This is a genomic window from Rhizobium rosettiformans W3 (assembly GCF_004912135.1).
In the GTDB taxonomy this organism is placed as follows: Bacteria; Pseudomonadota; Alphaproteobacteria; order Rhizobiales; family Rhizobiaceae; genus Allorhizobium; species Allorhizobium rosettiformans.
Genome location: NZ_STGU01000010.1, coordinates 117050 through 137983, shown reverse-complemented (window position 1 = coordinate 137983; position 20934 = coordinate 117050). Strand labels below are relative to the sequence as shown.

Here is a 20934-nt window from a genome sequence, read left to right as displayed (position 1 = left end):
ATGCTGATCCTCCTCATCACAGAGGTCATCCTATAGCATGCCGCAATGCAATATACAGACGCGAAGACCTTGGAATATCGTCTGAGGTTTGCGCCGGTGGGCAAATTCCTATATCCGCCGGAGTGACTTGATGAAAACGCGGGATCCCTCACCGGCATGCGCAACACAGGGCGTCACGTTCAGCCTGAAGGAAGTTCTTCCAGACCGCCAGGCAGCCGTCGCCGAGGCGCGCTCAAGCTCGGGATTTTTCTTGCGCTCGCCTTCGTCCTGATTTCGGTCGCGCTGCGGCTGAGCGGACCCTATCTGGTTTCGAGCTCCGTCGTCCGATCCGCAATTGCCTCTTCGATTGCCGTCTGGACGGGGCATGACGTCTCCATCGATGACGTTTCGGATGTGCGCTTCTGGCCGACGCCGGAAGTTACCTTGAACGGCATCGTTTTCAGCCGCACGCGTGGCGGCGAGCGGGAGGTTCTGGGCGAGGTTCAGCGTTTATCCGCAGAGTTCGGATTGATCTCCGCCTTCATGGGGCGACCCGACTTCAAGACCTTCCGCCTCGAGCGGCCACGCATTCACGTCGTGCGCGGCGCGGACGGTGGTCTCGACTGGACCGAGGAAGGCCTGCTCAGCGAAGCGGTTCGGGCCGCACTCGATAGCAGCGCGGATGGCGCATCGGAAGGAAACTCCGACGACGTAGAAATCGGCAGCGTGGACATCGTCGACGGTGAGTTCACGCTCACCGATGCGGCAAGTGGGGCATCGCTGACCGCCCGCGCGGTGAACGCGACCATTGACTGGAGCGATCTCTCAGCGCCTTTGTCGGGACAGGCGTCCTTTCTTGTCGATGAAAGGCCGGTATCGGTGACCCTGGAGACGCCCACACCGCTCAGGCTGATCGGCGGCGCTTCGAGCCGGATCCGGACCTCGGTCACATTGCCGGGCATGCAGGCGCAGTTGCAAGGGCTGGTCGGCCTGCGCGATGCTCGCGTCGATACCCTTGATATCAATGTTCGCGTCGGAGACGTCGCGCAGGCGGCAGCGGCATTCGGCATTCGGCTCGCAGGCACCGAACGCTGGCGGACCGCTTCGCTGAATGCGCAGGTTTCGAACATGACCGACGAATGGCGCTTCGAAGGTCTGGAGTTTCAAATCAACGACAGCCGCGGCGACGGCATCCTGGCGCTCAGGCCACGCCCCGACGAAAGGCCTCTGCTGAGCGGGACGCTGGCGGTCGAGCATCTGGAGTTGGGAGACATGCTCCAAGCGCTCTCCATCCAGGTCGGCGATCGCGCCAATGTGCCTCTGCCGGCATTGACCCGCTGGATCGACGTCGACATCAGGCTCTCGGCCGACACCGCTAGCTATGAGACCTTTCCCCTTACCGATCTCGGCGCGAGCCTGATCGCCAAACGTGACAGCGTGAGACTGGTCATCGCAGACACCCGTTTCCTCGGCGGAACGATTTCGGCGCGCCTCACGGGCAGCGGGGAGGCATTCGATCAGGGCGCCGATCTGGCGATGAACATGGAAGGCATCAACCTCGGCAGCCTTACGTCAGGCCTCGCTCTTGGTGGCGGCCCGTCGCTGAAGGGAACTGGATCTGTCAGCCTCAATGCCAAATTGCTGGGGACCGGCTGGAAGAGCAATATCGAGAGCATGTCCGGCCGTCTCCAGATTTCCTCCGACAGCGGCGAGATCCTGAATTTCGATGCGGCAGGATTGCGCAGACTGGCAACGGACCGGGCCTATTTCCAGCTGAGCGCGGCCGGCGAAGGCAGCTTCGACTACGAGGCGCTCGACGTTGCCGTGCGTTTTTCGGAGGGCAGCGCAGAGGTCGAGCGGGCAAGGATTGCAGCAGAAGACGAGATCCTGGAGCTGTCGGGCATCGTTCCCTACAGTCGGCAGGCGCTCGCGCTGACCGGTGAACTCTCCGATATCGATGCGCAAACCGCTGATACACCTCTGCGCTTCTTCATCGGCGGCGCGTGGAACGACCCGGTCATTTCGCCGATCCCCAACTCCCCCACGCCGGGGCAATAAAGGTCGCGGTCCAACCCCTGCCGACTGTTCCAATCGGAAGACCTCCGTCTAGAATGCGACGAGTCGGAGTTTCGGGGGCGGGACGTGCAGTCAATGGTATCGGGTTTATTCAAGCTCGCGCTGGCATCCTTGCTGGCGGGGAGCCTGTTGTCCCTCTTCGGGATCACGCCGAGAGCCGTGCTCGACAGCATGGGCATGACTGCGGAAGACCTGCAAAACGGAATTGTCGCCGCCTTCGCCTGGGCAGCTCCGCGCATGCTGATGGGCGCAGTGGTCATCCTGCCGGTCTGGATGGTCGCCTATCTGCTGATGCCGCCCCGGGGATGACCGGGGCAGCCCTTGCCTGCATCACGCCATGGCACCGCGGGCCGCGACATGCTCGTCGCGCTGCCGCTGCAGTTCCCGCTGCTTGGTGCCGATCGAGGCGATGATCACGCCGATCGTGACGATCCCGATCAGGATGGTGCAGATGGCGTTGATTTCGGGCGTCACACCCAGACGAACCTGCGAGTAGATCTTGATCGGCAGGGTCGTTGCACCGGGGCCGGTGGTGAAGCTTGCGATGACCAGATCGTCGAGCGACAGCGTGAAGGCAAGCATCCAGCCGGAGATGACGGCCGGCAGGATCAGCGGCAGGGTGACCTTGAAGAAGGTCTTGACCGGCGGGCAGCCGAGATCCTGGGCTGCCTCTTCCAGGCTCATGTCGAAGGTCAAGAGGCGCGACTGTACGACGATCGCCACGTAGCACATGGTGAAGGTCGTATGGGCGATCACCACCGTCATCAGCCCGCGATCGACACCGATGGCGACGAAGAGCAGGAGCAGCGACAGGCCGGTGATGACCTCCGGCATGACGAGCGGCGCATAGACCATGCCGGAGAAGAGCAGCCGCCCGCGGAAGCGGGTGAAGCGGACCAGGGTGAGCGCGGCGAGCGTGCCGAGCACGGTGCCCAGCGTGGCACTCAAAAGCCCGACCTGCAGTGTGACCCAGGCGGCGCTCATCAGGCCGTCATTGCGCCACATCTCGCCATACCATTTCAGCGAAAAGCCGCCCCAGACCGTGACCAGCTTCGACTCGTTGAAGGAGTAGATCACCAGGATCAGGATCGGGATGTAGAGAAAGGCGAAACCGAGTGTCAGGATGGTGGCGTCGAATTTTCCAGGTTTCATCGGACCGCCCTCACGCTTTCTGCTGCTGGTTCTGGAAGATCGCGATGGGCACGACCAGAATGAGGAGCAGCAATACGGCCACGGCGGAGGCGAGCGGCCAGTCGCGGTTGCCGAAGAATTCGGTCCAGAGCGTCTTGCCGATCATCAGCGTATCGGCGCCGCCGAGCAGATCCGGAATGACGAATTCGCCGGTGATCGGGATGAAGCAGATCATCGAGCCGGCGATGACGCCCGGGATTGAGAGCGGGAAGGTGATCTTCCAGAAGGCTTTCCAGGGCGGGCAGCCGAGGTCGCTTGCAGCTTCGAGCAGCGTGCCGTCCATCTTCTCGAGCGCCGAATAAAGCGGCAGCACCATGAAGGGCAGATAGGAATACACAATGCCGATGAAGACTGCGATCTCGGTGCGGAAGATCTGAACCTGAGTGCTCTCATCCATCAGGCCGACGGACTGCAGCAGCACCGTCAGCAGCCCCTCCGGCTTCAGGATGCCGATCCAGGCGTAGACGCGGATCAGGAAGGAGGTCCAGAAGGGCAGGATCACCAACATGACCAGGGTCGGACGGATGGTGACCGAAGCGCGCGCCATGGCAAGCGCCATCGGATAGCCGATCAGCAAGAGCAGGAAGGTCGAGATCAATGCGATCCGCAATGAGGACAGGTAGGCGTTGACGTAGAGCGGGTCCTCGGTGAGGAAGACGTAGTTCTCGAAATCCAGCTGGCTGATGAAGTCGCCGATTGCCGAGAAGCCTTCCAGCACCGGCGTATAGGGCGGCATGGCAATCGCCGTGTCGGACAGCGAGATCTTCACGATGATCAGGAAGGGCGTCAGGAAGAAGAGCGCCATCCAGAGATAGGGGACGAGAACGACCAGCCAGCGGGCTGGATTTGACTTTGAGGGGGCGACGGTATCGGCCATTCTACCCTCCTCAGCGTGTCAGAACGAGGCCGGCATCCGCCGGCCAGGACAACCAGACCATGTCGCCGAAGGTGATGGGACGATCGACGAGGCGGGCGACATTGGCCTGGGCTGCGCGGAACATGCGGCCGTCGTCCAGACGCACGATGAAGACCGAGAAGTCGCCGAGATAGCCGATATCCCACACCTCGCCATGCAGCGCATTGGTGGCGACACCCTCCGGTTGAGAGGTCGAGATACGGACCTTTTCAGGCCGGATGGCGAAAGCGACATTGTCGCCCTTGGTGGCTTCGCAGGCTTGCTCCACGGCAATCTTGAGGCCGTCGCTGTCGATGCGGACAAGATCTTCGCTGCCGTTGCTTTCCTTGGATTCGACCTTGGCTTCGAGAATGTTGATGTCACCGATGAAGTCGGCAACGTAACGGGAATTCGGCGCCTCGTAGATCTCGGCCGGCGTCGCCACCTGCACGAGGATGCCCTTGTCCATGACGGCGATGCGGTCCGACACGGTCATCGCCTCTTCCTGGTCATGGGTGACGATCAGGAAGGTCAGGCCAAGCTTGGTCTGGATGTCCATGAGCTCGAACTGGGTCTCTTCGCGCAGCTTGCGGTCGAGTGCGCCGAGCGGCTCGTCGAGCAGCAGCACTTTGGGACGCTTGGCGAGCGGGCGGGCCAGTGCCACGCGCTGGCGCTGGCCGCCGGAGAGCTGGTTCGGCTTGCGCTTGGCGAACTGCTCGAGCTTGACGAGCTTCAGCATTTCCTGAACGCGCGCGTCGATCTCCGCCTTGGGCAGATTGTCCTGCTCGAGGCCGAAGGCGATGTTCTTTTCGACCGTCATATGCGGAAAGAGCGCATAGGACTGGAACATCATATTGGTCGGCCGCTTGTAGGGCGGCACGCCGGAGAGGTCCTGCCCCTGCAACAGGATGCGGCCCGAGGTCGGCTGTTCGAAGCCGGCCAGCATGCGCATCAAGGTGGTCTTGCCGCATCCGGAAGGACCGAGCAGCGAGAAGAATTCGCGCTCGTAGATGTCGAGGCTCAAATTGTCGACCGCGACGAAATCGCCGAAGCGCTTCGTGACGTTTTCGAAGCGGATGAATGGAACGGCATCCGGATCGGTCCAAGGAGAGAATTTACGCTTAACAGGCCCCAGTGTCTTCGCCATTACCAACCCAGCCGTTTTTATCGTTGCCCCTATCCATAAGAAATTCGCCGGGCGTTTATGGCGCCCGGCGAATGGTCGTTTTCATCAGCTACCGGTCTTGATCTGCGTCCAGACCCGGTTCAGCACGCGTTGTTCGCGTGGGCCGTAAGGCGAGATGGTAAAGAGCTTGGCCATGACGTCTTCCGGCGGGTAGACGGCCGGGTTGTCCTTGACCTCAGCGTCGAGCAGATCCTTCGAGGCCAGATTGCCGTTGGCGTACTGAACATAGTTCGATGCCTTGGCGATGACGTCGGGACGCATCAGGAAGTTGATGAATTCGTGGGCTTCCTCGACATTCTTGGCATCCGCCGGGATCGCCATGTTGTCGAACCACATGTAGGTGCCTTCCTTCGGGATCACGTAGTTGATCTCGACACCGTTGTTGGCTTCTTCGGCGCGCGCCTTGGCCTGGAGGATGTCGCCCGACCAGCCGATCGTCATGCAGATGTCGCCATTGGCGAGGTCATCGATATAGGCGGAGGAGTTGAAGGTGCGGACCGACGGACGGATCTTCATGTAGACATCGCCGCCGGCTTCGAGATCCGCGGTTTCCTTGCTGTCCGGATCCTTGCCGATGTAGTTCATCGCAATCGCGAAGGTCTCGTCGGAGGCGTCGAGGATGTTGATGCCGCAGGACTTCAGCTTTTCAGCGTTTTCCGGCTTGAAGATCGCATCCCAGCTGTCGACGGTGAAGTCTGCACCAAGCGCTTCCTTGACCTTGGCGACATTGTAACCGATGCCGGTGGTGCCCCACATGTAGTTGACGGCATATTCATTGCCGGGGTCGTATTTGGCGAGACGCTCCGAGACCATGGGCCAGAGGTTTGACAGGTTCGGAAGCTTGGACTTGTCCAGCTTCTGGAAGACGCCGGCCTGGATCTGGCGCGCCAGGAAGGGCGCGGTCGGGACCACGACGTCATAACCGGAGCCGCCGGCCAGCAGTTTGGTTTCGAGAAGCTCGTTTGAATCGAAGACGTCATAGACGACCTTGATGCCGGTTTCCTTGGTGAAGTCTTCGAGAACCGACTCGTCGATATAGTCCGACCAGTTGTAGACGTTGACGACGCGTTCCTGCGCCTGGACAGCCGATGCGATGAGGATCGTCGCCAGGGCCACTGACGCCGTACGAATGAAATGAGCCTTCATTTTTTCTCCTGTTCCAGCTTGAGGGAGCGATGAGCTCCCCGTGCCATTCCCGTTATTTTTTAAGAGACTAGAAAGGAATTGGACGGGCGACAAGCAAAAATCTTCGCAGTCGCGAATGCTTTATCAGGGGACGATCATACTCACTGGAAATCGAAGGCGGAGAGACCGGTGACCATTTCATCGAGGCCGAGCGGGCGCGTAAGCGGCGGCTCGGCCCGGGCAAGACATCCCGATCTCTCGCACAGGCGACAGGCCGGACCGATCGCGACCGCCGGCACGGACCGATCCGGCAGGGCTGCTGCATAGGCGACGTCGTCGCGGCTTGCGGCATCGCAGCCGACCAGCAGCGCGGTGCGGCGAATGCGCTCGCCGAAGCCGGCCTGCGGCCCCTCGAGCGTTCGCGACATCGTCAGGAAGGCGCTGCCATCCGGCATCTCGACCTGCTCGACTAGGACCTGCCCCGGTTGGGCGAAGGCGGCGTGGATATTAAGCTTGGGACAGCCGCCGCCGAATTTCGCCTGCGGGAAGCCCGTTGCACCGGCGCGGCGGAAGCGGTTCCCGGCATTGTCGATCTCCATCATGAAGAAGGGCACACCCACCGCGCCCGGCCGCTGCAGCATCGTCAGGCGGTTTGCCGCCTGCTCGTAGGAGACATTGAACCGAGCGCGCAGCACGTCGATGTCGTAGCGGGCACGGATGGCGGCCGAGAGGAAGGCGCCATAGGGCATCATCAGCGCATGCGCCGCATAGCGCGCCAGTTCAAAGCGGGCGATGCGGCGCGCCTCCCCGGAGGAAAGCTCCAGCGCCTCGAGTTCGGCCTGGACATGTTCGCCGAGTGCCAGCAACACGACTTCCATGGCCACTTCCCGCAGTTGGTCGAAAGGCGAGAGACGCTCGGAGAGAAAGAGACGCATGGAGTGGCGGTCGTAGCGTCGACGCAAGGACGGCATGGTCTGCACGGGCAAAGCACGCACGACGATACCGTGGGTGGACCGAAGCCAGGCTTTCAGCGCGACGGCGAGATCGTCCCCCGGCGAAAGGTTGAGTGTGGCGTGGAAGGCTTCGGCGGCCTCATCAAGCCTTGCGAAATAGTTGGGCCGGCGCTCGAAGACTTCGCGCACCTCATCGATGGGCAGCTTTGCCCCAGACAGAGATGTCTCATGGCCTTCCCGGGCGAGCAGATCGGCGAGATCCGACAGACGCGCCGCCTGCTCCTTGTAGGCGCGGTAGAGCTTGACGATGCCGCTTGCAGCATTGGGTGCAGCTTCCGCGACCTCGATCAACTCCTGGTCACCCGGCAATTCGCCCGACAGGAGAGGATCGGCAAAGACCTCGCGCAGCTGACTGGTCGAACCACCGGCCTCCCCCTGCAACTCGTCGAGGTCGACCTTGTAGACCGAGGCGAGCTTCAGCAGGAGCTGGACCGTCAGCGGCCGCTGGTTGCGTTCGATGAGGTTGAGATAGGACGGCGAAATCTCCAGAGCCTCCGCCATCGCCGTCTGCGTCAGCCCGAGCCCATTGCGGATGCGGCGGACACGGGGGCCCGCGAAAATCTTGCGCTCTGCCATTTTACAGCTCCTTTACAAGATCCTACAGCCGGATGACCGTGTCTAGATTTGACTATTTTTACAACTTTACATGTCCCTCTTGTCAAAGACAAGACAGCATAACCTCTTTCATCTCCTTGTTTTATAGAATTTTCTGGCCGTCTTTTGCGGTGCGGTGTAAATCTAGTCACATCAGAAGCGGTCAAGGCAACCGACTTGACCTGCGCCTAGCAGTGACAGGGAGACACATCATGACTGAATTTTACAATCTTGTTCCGAATGCCCCCAAGGGCCGCTATGACGGCATCGACCGCCCCTACACTGCCGCTGACGTCCAGCGCCTGCGCGGTTCGGTCGAGATCAAGTATACGCTTGCCGAAATGGGCGCCAACCGCCTGTGGAAACTGATCAATGAAGAGCCCTTCGTCAACGCGCTCGGCGCGCTCTCCGGCAACCAGGCCATGCAGATGGTTCGTGCTGGCCTAAAGGCCATCTACCTCTCCGGCTGGCAGGTTGCCGCCGACGCCAACACGGCTTCCGCCATGTATCCGGACCAATCGCTCTATCCGGCCAATGCCGCACCGGAGCTTGCCAAGCGCATCAACCGCACGCTGCAGCGCGCCGACCAGATCGAGACCCAGGAAGGCAAGGGCCTGTCCGTCGACACCTGGTTCGCACCGATCGTTGCCGACGCGGAAGCCGGCTTCGGCGGACCGCTGAACGCCTTCGAAATCATGAAGGCCTTCATCGAAGCCGGCGCTGCAGGCGTCCACTTCGAAGATCAGCTGGCCTCTGAAAAGAAGTGCGGCCATCTCGGCGGCAAGGTTCTGATCCCGACGGCAGCCCATATCCGCAACCTGACGGCTGCCCGTCTGGCTGCCGACATCATGGGCGTTCCGACGCTGATCGTTGCCCGCACCGATGCAGAAGCAGCGAAGCTTCTCACCTCCGACATCGACGAACGCGATCAGCCCTTCGTCGACTACGATGCAGGCCGCACGGCGGAAGGCTTCTATCAGGTGAAGAACGGCATCGAGCCCTGCATTGCCCGCGCCATCGCCTATGCGCCTTACTGCGACATGATCTGGATGGAGACCGGCAAGCCGGATCTTGAACAGGCCCGTAAGTTTGCCGAAGCCGTGCACAAGGTCCATCCGGGCAAGAAGCTCGCCTACAACTGCTCGCCGTCGTTCAACTGGAAGAAGAACCTGGACGATGCGACGATTGCCAAGTTCCAGAAAGAGCTCGGCGCGATGGGGTACAAGTTCCAGTTCATCACGCTTGCCGGTTTCCACCAGCTGAACTTCGGCATGTTCGAACTGGCCCGCGGCTACAAGGATCGTCAGATGGCGGCCTATTCGGAGCTGCAGGAGGCGGAATTCGCAGCCGAGGTCAACGGCTACACGGCGACCAAGCACCAGCGCGAAGTCGGCACCGGTTACTTCGACGCCGTTTCGCTTGCCATCACCGCCGGGCAGTCGTCGACGACCGCGATGAAGGAATCGACCGAAACCGAGCAGTTCAAGCCGGCGGCCGAGTGACCTGGGCGATAGCCCCTCACCCTACCCTCTCCCCGCAAGCGGGGAGAGGGAGCCCCGAGACGGACGCATCGTAGTGCGTCTTCTCCCCGCTTGCGGGGAGAAGGTGGCGGCAGCCGGATGAGGGGCCGAGCTTCACGAGATCAACAGTTCAAGAACCCCCAACACCAAGAGGAGAAATGCCATGACACCCCAGACCCGAGTCAAGGAACGTGCCGAAGAACAGTCGTCGGCCATGAGCACCGATCAGCAGGCGATGATCCGCATGCTGGCCAATGACCTGCACCGTCTCAACCATTCGATCATGAAGGCCGTCGATGCCGGCGTTTCTGTCGAACTCGTTCGCTCCGCCCGCCATCACGGTGGCGACGGCAACTGGGGTGATCTCCTGATCCCCGTCATCGTGACCCAGGGCAACCACCAGGCCGCCTGAGCCACAGACAATCCCCCGTCCGGCACCTGACCTCCGGATAGGTTCCCGCACGATGATCGCCTCCGGGGAGGAGTTTTGATCGTCGTGCGGGTTTTTCGTTTTGGTGCAGCCCACAGCAACACCGCGGGCGCAGTTTGGCTGGACGAGGTCTAGCCGCTGGTGCTCGGACGTTTGCCGGCGAGAATATCCCGGTGAGACTTCAGCAGCTTTGACAGCCGGTCGGCGACCGCCCGGATATCGCTGCGATGGCGGTCGTCATTGTTCATGACGATCCATTGGCGATGGCGCAATTCGGAGACTTCGTCGCCTACCCGTTCCAGCGTCGGGTCGAGATCGCCCACGAAACAGGGCAGCACTCCGACACCGGCGCCAGCTCTAATCAGATCTCTCAGCGAGCGCGGGCGATTGACCGTGACGGCAACGCGATCGGCAGCCTGCTGGCGTGGCCAGCGCAGATAGGCGGAGACGGCATTCTCATCATCGACGGCGACCCAGGGCTCGGGGCCCATCCATTCCCTGTTGCGTGCCTTGTAGGCTGCATAGGCCACCTCGCCTGCCGGCATGGCGGCAAGGTTCGGTTCTTCGGGCTCGAAGGCGCGGATGCCGATATCGGTCTCGCGATGGGAGAGGCGGGCGCGCTGTTCGGCAACATTGAGATCGATGCGGAATTCGTCGCGGGCTGTGCGGATCAAGGACATGTTCTGGCACAATAGCCAGGCGATCCAGGTTCCGAGGCTGATGCGCACCAGCGACTGGCCCACCGTGCCGCGTCGCCACTCTTCCACCCGCCGGCTTCCCGCTTCCAACTCCACGAGATGCTCCAGCAACTGGCTGCCGTCGCTGGTCAGGCGGTAGCCGGTCTGGCTGCGGAAGAAGAGTTCGCGCCCGAGCGCCTGCTCGAGTTCGACCATGCGCCGACCGAGTGTCGCCGCACTCAGACCCGTGGTTTCCGCAGCGGCGGTCAGGCCGCCCTGACGGGCGACTGCGAGAAAAAGCTGATAGGCATCCCAGGCTATGTCTTTCATGGGTGAAAGACATAGCACGATCTTGAGCGTTTTTACATCTAGAAACGATGAATAGAAGGAAGGACGGCATCGAATATAGGAGATCCGTCATGCATGAAGTATACGCAGCCATCGCGATCACGGCGCTCAAGCGAGAGATTGGCCAGAAGGAGCAGATGTCCGAGGACGCGTTTTACGCACAGTACAGCGAGGCCCCCTGGACCAAACTGCTCCGCCTCTCAGATCGCTTGAAACGCACAGTGCGGCGGAGACAAGAGGCACGCGATGTCGTTGAAGCCCCTCCCGGCCATGCCTGCCGGCTGGCCGACGCCTGAAACGACAAAGCCCGGCGCAGATGGCCGGGCTTTTTCGTAGTTTTCAGGCTCCGTCAGGCTGCGCGGCTGGCCGTATGCTGGCGATCGGCTTCGATGCGGAACTGCTGCAGGAGATCGCGCAGCGCATCCGTCTGGGCGGAGAGATCCTGGGTGGCGGCCGTGGCCTCTTCGACCATCGCGGCGTTCTGCTGGGTCATCTGGTCCATGCGTCCGACGGCACCGTTGACCTCATGCAGGGCTCCGGACTGTTCGCGGCTGGTCTCGGCGATCATCTCGATATGCTCGCTGATCGTGGCAATCTGGGTGCCGATGCGGGACAGGACGGTGCCTGTCTGCTGAACGTGGGTGGAGCCGCTGGCGACTTCTTCCGCCGACCGGTTGATGAGCGCCTTGATTTCCTTGGCGGCACCGGCCGAGCGTTGCGCAAGTTCGCGGACTTCCTGGGCGACCACGGCAAAGCCCTTGCCGGCCTCACCGGCACGAGCAGCCTCGACACCGGCATTGAGAGCCAGAAGGTTGGTCTGGAAGGCAATCTCGTCGATCACGCCGATGATGTTGGAGATCTGGGCCGAAGCCTCCTCGATGCGGCCCATGGCCGAGATGGCGCTGCCGACGACGACTGCGGATTCATCCGCATTCTTCTTGGCTTCCCGGACGACGCCGTTGACCATTTCCGCACGCTCGGAGGACGAGCGAACGGCTGCGGTGATCTCGTCAACGGCGGCGGCCGTCTCTTCCAGAGATGCGGCCTGCTGTTCGGTGCGGCGCGCGAGATCGAGCGCCGACTGCGCCATCTGGCGGCCGTTGTTCTGGATCTGGTCCACGTTGCCCGAGATCTGGTGCATCGTGTCGCGCAGGCGCGCTAGCGAGAGGTTGAAGTCGTTGCGGAGCTGTTCGAGACGGCCATGGAAGCGGCCCTCGATCTCGAACGAGATGTCGCCATTGGCGAGACGCTCCAGAGCCTGGGCCAGCTTGCCGACGGCATGTTCGATCTGCTGGTCGAGCGCCTGCTTTTCCTCATCGTTGCGGCGACGCTCGGCTTCGGCCTCCATCTGCTCGCGCTGACGCTCGGATTCGATCTCCAGCTTGGTGCGGGCATTGGTCTTGAAGACGGCGAGTGCCCGAGCCATGGCACCGATTTCGTCACCGCGCTTATCACCGGCGATACCGGCTTCGAGGTCGCCTTCGGCCAGCCGCTGCATGGTGGCCGTAATGCGTGCGATCGGACGCTGCAGCGTCATGACGAGCGCGATACCGCCGATGACAGCGAGCGCGACGCCTGCAATCATGGTGCCGATCGAGAGGCGGTTCGCCTCCTGGCGTTCGGTGCCCGCGACATCCTTCTGCAGATCTGCAAACGAGGTCAGCGAGGCCCAGATCGCATCCATCGTGCGGCTGGCTTCATCGAAGCTTGCGATGCGCTCGGCGCTCGTCTTCACGAGCGCTTCGGTGTCGGCCGTCAGGGATGCGAGAAGCGGGGTGATCGCGGCGGTCAGGCTGTCGTAGAAAGCCTTATCAGAGATGCTTCCGCCGAGAACGGCCAGATTATCGCCGATCAGCTTGATCTGGCGGAGGATCGGCTCGCGTGTGGTGTCGTCCTTCACGTTGAGGAAGGTCGCGGTCATGATGCGCAGATCATAAACGTCCGCGATGAGGGTGCGGCTTCCGACCAAGACGTCGGCTGCCTGGACGGCGCCGGTTTCGACGGCCGCGAATTTCTGCACCGACTCGGCATATTTCGTTGCGGCACTCTCCGTCAGGATGGCCTGGAAACCGCGGAACTGCGCGAGGATGCTTCCCATCGCGCGCCCTGCGTCCATGCTGGTATCACCAGCGGCAATGATCTTCTTGATATCGTTGATCGCGGCCTGCAGCTCCTTGCCCATGCCCTTGTGCTCAGCCGGAAGCGCGTTGGCGATCTTGCGCTGCGTCTTGACCAGCTCTGCCACCTGCGTCTGCAGATAGGGGAACTGAGCCTCCGGCAGGCCGGCGGAGAAATAACCCTTGCTGACCTCGGCCAGCTGACCGGCCGCTGCAGACAGGCGGTCCGCCTCCTTCAGCGCGCTCTTTGCATCGTTCTCACCGCCGAGCACGGCCCGCTGCAGCTTCTGCGCTTCGTCAGAAACGCGGATCTGCTGGGCCATCAGTCCCTTGAGATGGTCCTGGATCGCCGCGGCCAGCGCGACTTCGGATTCATGCAATTGCCAGAGGGTGTCGATCTTCTCGTTGACGGCGCCGGTTCCAGCGATCGCCTCGTCGAGGAAGTTGCGGCCCGTGCCGTCAGTGCCGATCTCGGCGATGTTCTGGTTGAGCGTCGCCTGCTGGGTCGAGAGTTCCGAGACCACGGCGGTGCGGGTTTCCTCAGAGGTCTGATCGAGGAAGCGGGTCATCGCGGCGTTCACGTTTCGGAAGCCGTTCAGGGAGCGCATCGTGCCGTTGGAGATTTCCATACGCTGCTGGAGGAGGCCCGATGCGTAAAGGCCCATCAGACCAACTGCGGTGATCGAAAGTACAAAGGGCAGCACGAAGGCCAGCACCTTGGTCGAAATCGAAAAGCGCGAGAGAATACGATCGATCAAATGACTTCCTCCAACAGAAGACGGCGCACGCTCGGTGTCTGCCGCCTCAAAATAACGACTGCGCCGAAGGTCATCGCCACAGTCTGCACTCCACTCCATCGGAGAGGGTTGCAGCAAAAGTCTCAAGGTTGCGTTAAAGGCGAGAGCGGGGTCTCAAAGCGGGACAATCTGTCGAAGACGTGCAACGTCTAATGCCGACTAGGTCGCGCGGCAGCGGCTCGACCACGCGTCACGAAGGTCGATCGGACGCGACCGCCGTCATCATCTAGATTGAGGGGATTGCTTCAGCCGAGCAGGCCGAGGGCGAGCGCGGCAAGCGCACTGGCAGCATAGAAGCAGACGATGCTCAGATGACGAAGACGCGTGCGTTCCTCGTCCCGCGCACGGGTGGCGGCAATGGCGATGGCACGGGGCTTGCGGGTCTCAGGGCTCATGGGCGCGGTCCTTGATGCGGCCAGGGAAGGTCATGCCCTTGCGGGCCTCAGCCGGCCAGACCTCATGTCGCGATATCAGCGATATCACACCGGCATTCGAGCAGGATGACCGACGCATGTTAACAAGCTCTGAATTACCCGCTTAAGCTTGTCCGGAGCGTGAGCTTTTGTTCAGAGGGCCTCGCCGGCCGCATGGCCTGAGGCCCAGGCCCACTGGAAGTTATAGCCGCCAAGCCAGCCCGTGACATCGACGCATTCGCCGATGAAATAGAGGCCGGGCACGGTCTTGGCCTGCATGGAGCGGCTGTCGAGGGCATTCGTATCCACCCCACCCAGCGTGACCTCAGCCGTGCGATAGCCTTCCGAGCCTGCCGGTTTGATCGGCCAGCGGCGGATGCGCTCGGTGAGTGCGGCTAGTGCCTTGTCGGGCAGATCGGCGAGCGGACGTTCGAGCTTCGCGGTCTCTGCCAGATACTGGGCCAGACGCTTCGGGAGATGCTGGGCGAGCACGGTCTGGACCTGCTGGCGGCCATTTTCACGCTTGGCCGTCTTCAGGTGGTCGAGAATGTCGATACCCGGCTCTAGCGAAAGCTGGATCTCGTCGCCCTCGCGCCAATAGCTCGATATCTGCAGAATGGAGGGACCGGACAGGCCGCGATGGGTGAAGAGAAGCGCTTCGTGAAAGCGGGTCTTGCCACAGGAGACATCGGCATCGACGGCAACGCCTGACAGTTCAGAGAGTTCGCCCAGCAGGTTGGGTTCGAGCGTCAGCGGCACAAGAGCCGGTCGTGTTTCCGTGACCGGCAGGCCGAACTGCTCGGCGATGCGATAGGCAAAGCCGGTCGCACCCATCTTCGGGATCGACTTGCCCCCGCAGGCCATCACCAGATTGTCTGCGAGGATCTGGCCTTCGCTGGTCGACAGGCGGAAGCCGTCGACACCCTTGGCGATGTCGGAGATCTCGCAGGACAGGCGCAGATCCACCTGCACCGCCCGCATCTCTTCCAGCAACATGCGGATAATGTCCTTGGCGCTATCGTCGCAGAAGAGCTGGCCGAGGGTCTTTTCATGCCAGGCGATCTTGTGGCGATCGACCATGGCGATGAAATCCGATGGCGTGTAGCGGGCGAGTGCCGACTTGGCGAAATGCGGGTTCTCGGAGATGTAGTTCTTCGGCCCGGCATGGATGTTGGTGAAGTTGCAGCGCCCCCCGCCGGAGATACGGATCTTTTCGCCCGGTGCCTTGGCGTGGTCGAGCACGATCACCGATTTTCCCCGCCGTCCGGCGGTGAAAGCCGCCATCATGCCGGCGGCACCGGCTCCGATGATCGCGACGTCAAACTTCTTCGCCATAGGCCATTGCTCCCGGGAATCCGCCGTCTGTCTCGACAAACTTATGATCAAAGTCAACGCGTCCCGCTGGCCAAAGGGCAAAGTCTGGCTATGATGGACCGCATCAACAACCAACCGGTGAGACATGCCCGCGAAGAAATCCATGCTGAGACCCCAGAGCGCGCCCTCCAAAAAGGCGGTTATTCCGCCGGACCCCGGATCGAAGCGCGGCGTCTCGAACTGGAAGGAAGCGGCGACGTGGCTGCGAGCCCGCGGCATCGAGGACATCGAATGCATCACGCCCGACCTTGCCGGCGTTCCCCGCGGCAAGATGATGCCGTCGTCGAAGTTCACGTCGAACACCTCGCTGGCGCTTCCCTCGGCGCTTTACCGCCATACGATCTCCGGCGAATATCCCGATGAGACCGAGAACTTCCGCTACGAGCCGCGCGACAGCGACCTGAAGCTGGTGCCCGATCTCTCGACCCTTTCGGTCGTGCCATGGGAAAGCGATCCGACGGCGCAGGTGATCTGCGACATCGTCAATGTTGACGGCCAGAATGTCTCGTACACACCACGCAACGTGTTGAAGAACGTGCTGCGGCTCTACGAGGAGAAGGGCTGGAAGCCGGTCGTAGCACCGGAAATCGAGTTCTACCTAGTCGCGATGAACGACGACCCGGACTATCCGCTGCACCCGCCGAAGGGCCGTTCCGGCCGATCGATCGTCGGTGGCCAGGGGTATTCGATCGCCGGGATCAACGAGTTCGACGAGTTGATCGACGATATCTACCACTTCTCGGAAAAGCAGGGTCTGGAGATCGACACGCTGATCCATGAGGAGGGTCCGGCCCAGCTCGAGATCAACCTGCGTCACGGCAATCCTATCGAGCTTGCCGACCAGGTCTTCATGTTCAAGCGCACGATCCGCGAGGCGGCGCTTAAGCACGGGATCTATGCGACCTTCATGGCGAAGCCCATGCAGGGCCAGCCGGGCTCGGCCATGCACATCCACCAGTCGGTCGTCGATATCAAGACGGGCAAGAACGTCTTTTCCAATCCCGACGGCTCGGCCTCGCCGGAGTTCTTCCACTTCATCGGCGGCATGCAGAAATATGTGCCGAGCTCGCTTGTGATGCTGGCGCCCTATGTGAACTCCTATCGCCGCCTGACGCCAGACATGGCGGCACCGGTCAACAATGCCTGGGGCTACGATAACCGCACGACAGCCTTCCGTGTGCCGGTTTCGGATGCGGCCGCGCGGCGCGTCGAGAACCGCCTGCCGAGTTCGGATGCCAATCCCTATCTCGCGCTCGCGGCGTCGCTTGCCTGCGGCTATCTCGGGATCGTCAAGGAAATCGAACCGACGGCTGCCGCCGAGGGGTCCGAAAACGAAGGCTCGGTCGACCTGCCGCGCGGCCTGCTGGAAGCGGTTGCCCTGCTGGAAAGCGAGCCCGACTTCAACGAAGTCTTCGGCTCCGAGTTCATCGGCATCTATGCCGGCGTCAAACGCGGGGAATTCGAGACCTTCATGCAGGTGATCAGTCCGTGGGAACGCGAATTCCTCCTGCTCAACGTGTGAGGGACGCGCGTTCATGACATGGCAAAGCCCGATCGCGCCGGGGATCTCCTGGTATCAGGACAGTGTCGGCGAGCGCCCGGAATATCCTGGTCTCGACGGTTCCGTCACCACTGACGTCGCCATCATCGGCGGCGGTTTCACCGGCCTGCAGGCCGCCTACAATCTCGCGCGTCTCGGGGTGTCCGTCGTTCTGATCGAGGGCAGCCGCTTCGGCGACGGCGCCTCCGGCCGCAATGGCGGACAGCTCGGCACCGGCCAGCGCGCCTGGCCGGGCGAGCTCGAGGCGGAGCTTGGCTTCGAGCGCTCCAAGGCGCTGTTCGACATGGCGGAAAACGCCAAGCGCTACCTCATCGACTTCGCCGAGCAGCATGGCATCGACATCGAATACATGCCCGGCCAGTTGAACGTTGCGCACAAGCGGGGCTGGGAATCGGACTATCGACACGACGCGGAGATCATGGCGGTGCGCTACGGCTATCCGCACATCTCCTTCATGGACCGCGAGGAGACCCATGAGCGGGTGGGATCCACGCGCTACCATTACGGCGTGCGTGATACCGGGACCGGGCATATCCATCCGCTGAAGCTGCTGGTCGGGCTTGCCCGCGTGGCGGCCGAAGCCGGCGCAAAGATCCACGAGATGACCCCGGCCAGCGCCATTCGCCAGGCGAGCGGCAAGACTTTCATCGACACGCCCAAGGGCACGATCACCGCGGACCGCGTGCTGATTGCGACAAACGCCTATATCGGCAATCTGGAGCCCGTGACGGCGTCGCATGTCATGCCGATCCGGTCGTTCATTGGCGCAACCGTGCCGCTGACCAAGTTTCCGCAGGTGCTGCGCGGTTCGGAAGCCGTTGCCGACAGCCGCTTCGTGGTGCGCTACTTCCGCAAGAGCCGCGACGGGCGGCTGCTGTTTGGCGGGCGGGAGGCTTACACGGCCGACAGTCCGCGGGATATCTCCAGCCACATCCGTCGGCAGATTGCCGAGATCTATCCGGATCTCAAGGATATCGAGATCACCCATGGCTGGGGCGGTTCGGTCGGGATCACGCTGCCACGCAAACCGTTTGCCCGGGATGTCATGCCCGGCGTCACGTCGCTTGCCGGCTATTCCGGTCATGGCGTCATGTTGTCGAACTATTCCGGCAAGATGTATGCCGACACGGTGGCGGGCAATGCGCGGGAACTCGACGTCCTCAAGGACCTGAAGATCCCGCCGTTCCCCGGCGGGGCCAGCCTTCGCAAGCCGCTGCTGTTTCTCGCGCTCACCTGGTACGCGCTGCGCGACCGATTCTGAGCCGAAAGTGTCACCCGCCGACCGCAGATCGCATACGATCCCGGCGGGTGTGTTGGATTGTCGCAGAACACGGTTTGTTCATCCTCTCTGCGACGTCCCACGACAAAAACCACCCTATCGGGGTGGCTTTTTTAAATCGATTAGATTAGAACCTGTCCAACGAATTTGCCGAACGAGAGATGCGCATGAGCAGCCAGATCATCCCCGTTGAACCCTTTGACTACGTCGTCTTCGGCGGCACCGGCGACTTGGCCGAGCGCAAGCTTCTGCCGGCGTTGTTTCACCGCCAGTTGGCCGGCCAGCTGACTGAGCCGACACGCATCATCGGTGCCTCACGCACGGCGATGACGCATGAGGAGTATCGCAAGTTCACGCTCGATGCGCTTCATGAGCATCTGAAGGCAGAGGAACTCGAAGAGGCGGAAGTTGCGAAGTTCCTCGCCCGCGTCTTCTACGTCTCCGTCGATGCGAAGTCCGACCAGGGTTGGGAAGATCTGAAGAAGCTGCTCGATCAGGGCAAGGACATCGTCCGGGCCTTCTATCTCGCCGTTTCGCCGTCGATCTTCGGCGACATCGCCGACAAGATCCGCGATCACAAGCTGATCACCAAGTCGACCCGCATCGTCGTTGAAAAGCCGATCGGCCGCGACCTTGCCTCGGCGCAGATCCTCAACGACACGATCGGCAAGGTGTTCAAGGAAGACCAGATCTTCCGTATCGACCACTATCTCGGCAAGGAGACGGTGCAGAACCTGATGGCGCTGCGCTTTGCCAATGCGCTCTACGAGCCGCTGTGGAACTCCGCACACATCGACCATGTGCAGATCACGGTCGCCGAATCCGTCGGTCTCGAAGGCCGTGTGACCTATTACGACAAGGCCGGCGCTCTGCGTGACATGGTGCAGAACCATATCCTGCAGCTGCTCTGCCTTGTGGCCATGGAAGCCCCCTCCTCGCTCGACGCCGAAGCCGTGCGTGACGAGAAGCTGAAAGTGCTGCGCTCGCTGAAGCCGATCACACCGGCCAATGTCGAGAAGCAGACGGTGCGCGGCCAGTACCGCGCCGGCGCTTCGGCCGGTGGTGCAGTCAACGGCTACCAGGAAGAACTGGGCGCCCTGTCCGACACGGAAACTTTCGTCGCGATCAAGGCAGAGATCAACAACTGGCGCTGGGCGGGCGTGCCCTTCTACCTGCGCACCGGCAAGCGGCTCGCCACCCGCATGTCGGAGATCGTCATCGCCTTCAAGCCGATCCCGCATTCGATCTTCGGCGAAAACGCCGGACGCATCGAGGCCAACAAGCTGGTCATCCGTCTGCAGCCGGACGAAGGCGTGAAGCAGTGGCTGATGATCAAGGATCCGGGCCCGGGCGGCATGCGCCTGCGCCACGTATCCCTCGACATGAGCTTCGCCCAGGCCTTCGACGTGCGCAATCCGGACGCCTATGAGCGCCTGCTGATGGACGTCATCCGCTCGAACCAGACGCTGTTCATGCGCCGCGACGAAGTCGAGGCAGCGTGGAACTGGTGCGATCCGATCCTGAAATCCTGGGAAGAGATTGGCCAGAAAGCGCAAGGCTATACCTCCGGCACATGGGGCCCCAGCCAGGCCATCGCGCTCATCGAGCGTGACGGCCGTACCTGGCACGAAAACGACTGAGGCCGGAAGCGATGGCGCATCACATGAAGACATTCGAGACAGGTGCAGCCCTCGCAAACGGGCTTGCAGACGCCGTGGCCACGGCCCTGTCTGCGGCGATCGCCAAGGCAGGCGAGGCGACGCTCGCCGTTTCCGGCGGCTCCACGCCCAAGGCATTTTTCGAGGCGCTGTCGACGCGGGCGCTGGATTGGGCCAAGGTGAAGGTGACGCTGGTCGATGAACGTTTCGTCCCGGAAGACAATCCGCGTTCGAACCATCTGCTGGTGAAGACGCACCTGCTGAAGAATGAAGCGGCCGCGGCGGAGTTCGTGCCGCTTTATCGGCCTGAGGCCACGATCGAGGAGGCTGCAAAGACGGCAACCGGGATCGTGCCCGGCATGTCCAAGGCCTTCGATGTCGTGATCCTCGGAATGGGTACGGACGGGCACACCGCCTCGTTCTTCCCCGGCGGAGACCATCTGGATGCGGCGCTTGATCTTTCGCAGCCGCGCCGCGTCATGACCATGGAAGCGCCGGGCGCAGGCGAAGCCCGGCTGACGCTTTCCTTCTCAGCGCTGCATGATGCCGGTCTTCTGGTCGTGCATATCGAGGGCGGCGAAAAGAAAGCCGTGCTGGACAAGGCACTGGCCGGCTCGGACGAGAAGGACATGCCGATCCGGGCCGTTCTTGAACGAGCCCAGACGACGCCCGACATCTATTGGGCGCCCTGAGGGAGAGCC

Annotated in this window: 18 protein-coding genes; 9 read left to right on the top strand and 9 right to left on the bottom strand. The window is 62.0% G+C overall.

Features of this window, described 5'->3' with window-relative positions; all coding sequences use genetic code 11:
* The first annotated feature begins 156 nt into the window (after nucleotides 1-156).
* Together FAA86_RS17625 and FAA86_RS17620 are read left to right on the top strand one after the other, a co-directional pair.
* Nucleotides 157-2037: an AsmA family protein gene (locus FAA86_RS17625; RefSeq protein WP_136542450.1), complete on the top strand. Its 1881-nt coding sequence runs from the start codon at nucleotides 157-159 to the stop codon at nucleotides 2035-2037.
* Between the two features lie 93 nt (nucleotides 2038-2130).
* Nucleotides 2131-2364, top strand: a complete 234-nt coding sequence (locus FAA86_RS17620; RefSeq protein ID WP_136542449.1) for a DUF6460 domain-containing protein — start codon at nucleotides 2131-2133, stop codon at nucleotides 2362-2364.
* A gap of 21 nt (nucleotides 2365-2385) precedes the next feature.
* Here the strand turns inward: FAA86_RS17620 and FAA86_RS17615 are convergent, their stop codons facing one another.
* From FAA86_RS17615 to FAA86_RS17595, 5 genes are all read right to left on the bottom strand, one after another.
* Nucleotides 2386-3207: an ABC transporter permease gene (locus tag FAA86_RS17615; protein WP_113459837.1), complete on the bottom strand. Its 822-nt coding sequence runs from the start codon at nucleotides 3205-3207 to the stop codon at nucleotides 2386-2388.
* Between the two features lie 10 nt (nucleotides 3208-3217).
* Nucleotides 3218-4123: an ABC transporter permease subunit gene (locus FAA86_RS17610; protein WP_113459838.1), complete on the bottom strand. Its 906-nt coding sequence runs from the start codon at nucleotides 4121-4123 to the stop codon at nucleotides 3218-3220.
* Between the two features lie 10 nt (nucleotides 4124-4133).
* Nucleotides 4134-5288 (bottom strand): ABC transporter ATP-binding protein, encoded by a 1155-nt coding sequence (locus tag FAA86_RS17605; RefSeq protein WP_136542448.1) that lies wholly within the window; start codon nucleotides 5286-5288, stop codon nucleotides 4134-4136.
* Nucleotides 5289-5372: 84 nt separating this feature from the next.
* Nucleotides 5373-6473 (bottom strand): polyamine ABC transporter substrate-binding protein, encoded by a 1101-nt coding sequence (locus tag FAA86_RS17600; RefSeq protein WP_136542447.1) that lies wholly within the window; start codon nucleotides 6471-6473, stop codon nucleotides 5373-5375.
* 140 nt (nucleotides 6474-6613) lie between these two features.
* On the bottom strand, nucleotides 6614-8041 hold the full coding sequence (locus FAA86_RS17595; protein ID WP_136542446.1) for a helix-turn-helix domain-containing protein: 1428 nt from the start codon (nucleotides 8039-8041) through the stop codon (nucleotides 6614-6616).
* 230 nt (nucleotides 8042-8271) lie between these two features.
* Between FAA86_RS17595 and aceA the strand changes: the two genes are divergently transcribed.
* Entirely contained in the window at nucleotides 8272-9561 is a 1290-nt protein-coding gene (aceA, locus tag FAA86_RS17590) for an isocitrate lyase (RefSeq protein WP_113459842.1), read from the top strand.
* Nucleotides 9562-9742: 181 nt separating this feature from the next.
* A complete protein-coding gene (locus FAA86_RS17585) occupies nucleotides 9743-9991 on the top strand; it encodes an SMc00767 family acetate metabolism repressor (protein WP_054150807.1) in 249 nt (82 codons plus the stop codon).
* A 149-nt stretch (nucleotides 9992-10140) separates the two neighbouring features.
* On the opposite strand, the gene FAA86_RS17580 is transcribed toward FAA86_RS17585, so the two are convergent.
* On the bottom strand, nucleotides 10141-11016 hold the full coding sequence (locus FAA86_RS17580) for a LysR family transcriptional regulator (protein WP_136542445.1): 876 nt from the start codon (nucleotides 11014-11016) through the stop codon (nucleotides 10141-10143).
* A gap of 89 nt (nucleotides 11017-11105) precedes the next feature.
* On the opposite strand from FAA86_RS17580, the gene FAA86_RS17575 reads away from it, so the two are divergent.
* Entirely contained in the window at nucleotides 11106-11330 is a 225-nt protein-coding gene (locus FAA86_RS17575) for a hypothetical protein (RefSeq protein ID WP_136542444.1), read from the top strand.
* A 53-nt stretch (nucleotides 11331-11383) separates the two neighbouring features.
* Here FAA86_RS17575 and FAA86_RS17570 read toward each other — a convergent pair whose 3' ends face one another.
* From FAA86_RS17570 to FAA86_RS17565, 3 genes are all read right to left on the bottom strand, one after another.
* A complete protein-coding gene (locus FAA86_RS17570) occupies nucleotides 11384-13909 on the bottom strand; it encodes a methyl-accepting chemotaxis protein (RefSeq protein ID WP_246035122.1) in 2526 nt (841 codons plus the stop codon).
* Nucleotides 13910-14193: 284 nt separating this feature from the next.
* On the bottom strand, nucleotides 14194-14343 hold the full coding sequence (locus FAA86_RS24645) for a hypothetical protein (protein ID WP_167495023.1): 150 nt from the start codon (nucleotides 14341-14343) through the stop codon (nucleotides 14194-14196).
* Nucleotides 14344-14514: 171 nt separating this feature from the next.
* Complete coding sequence (locus FAA86_RS17565) at nucleotides 14515-15696, bottom strand: BaiN/RdsA family NAD(P)/FAD-dependent oxidoreductase (RefSeq protein ID WP_136542442.1); 1182 nt, start codon at nucleotides 15694-15696, stop codon at nucleotides 14515-14517.
* Nucleotides 15697-15820: 124 nt separating this feature from the next.
* Between FAA86_RS17565 and FAA86_RS17560 the strand changes: the two genes are divergently transcribed.
* From FAA86_RS17560 to pgl, 4 genes are all read left to right on the top strand, one after another.
* Nucleotides 15821-17257: a glutamine synthetase family protein gene (locus FAA86_RS17560; RefSeq protein WP_113459847.1), complete on the top strand. Its 1437-nt coding sequence runs from the start codon at nucleotides 15821-15823 to the stop codon at nucleotides 17255-17257.
* Between the two features lie 13 nt (nucleotides 17258-17270).
* The gene (locus FAA86_RS17555) at nucleotides 17271-18557 is read left to right on the top strand and encodes an NAD(P)/FAD-dependent oxidoreductase (RefSeq protein ID WP_136542441.1); all 1287 of its coding nucleotides are present in this window, start codon (nucleotides 17271-17273) and stop codon (nucleotides 18555-18557) included.
* 185 nt (nucleotides 18558-18742) lie between these two features.
* A complete protein-coding gene (zwf, locus tag FAA86_RS17550) occupies nucleotides 18743-20215 on the top strand; it encodes a glucose-6-phosphate dehydrogenase (RefSeq protein WP_136542440.1) in 1473 nt (490 codons plus the stop codon).
* A gap of 11 nt (nucleotides 20216-20226) precedes the next feature.
* Nucleotides 20227-20925: a 6-phosphogluconolactonase gene (pgl, locus tag FAA86_RS17545; protein ID WP_136542439.1), complete on the top strand. Its 699-nt coding sequence runs from the start codon at nucleotides 20227-20229 to the stop codon at nucleotides 20923-20925.
* Nucleotides 20926-20934: the final 9 nt, after the last annotated feature.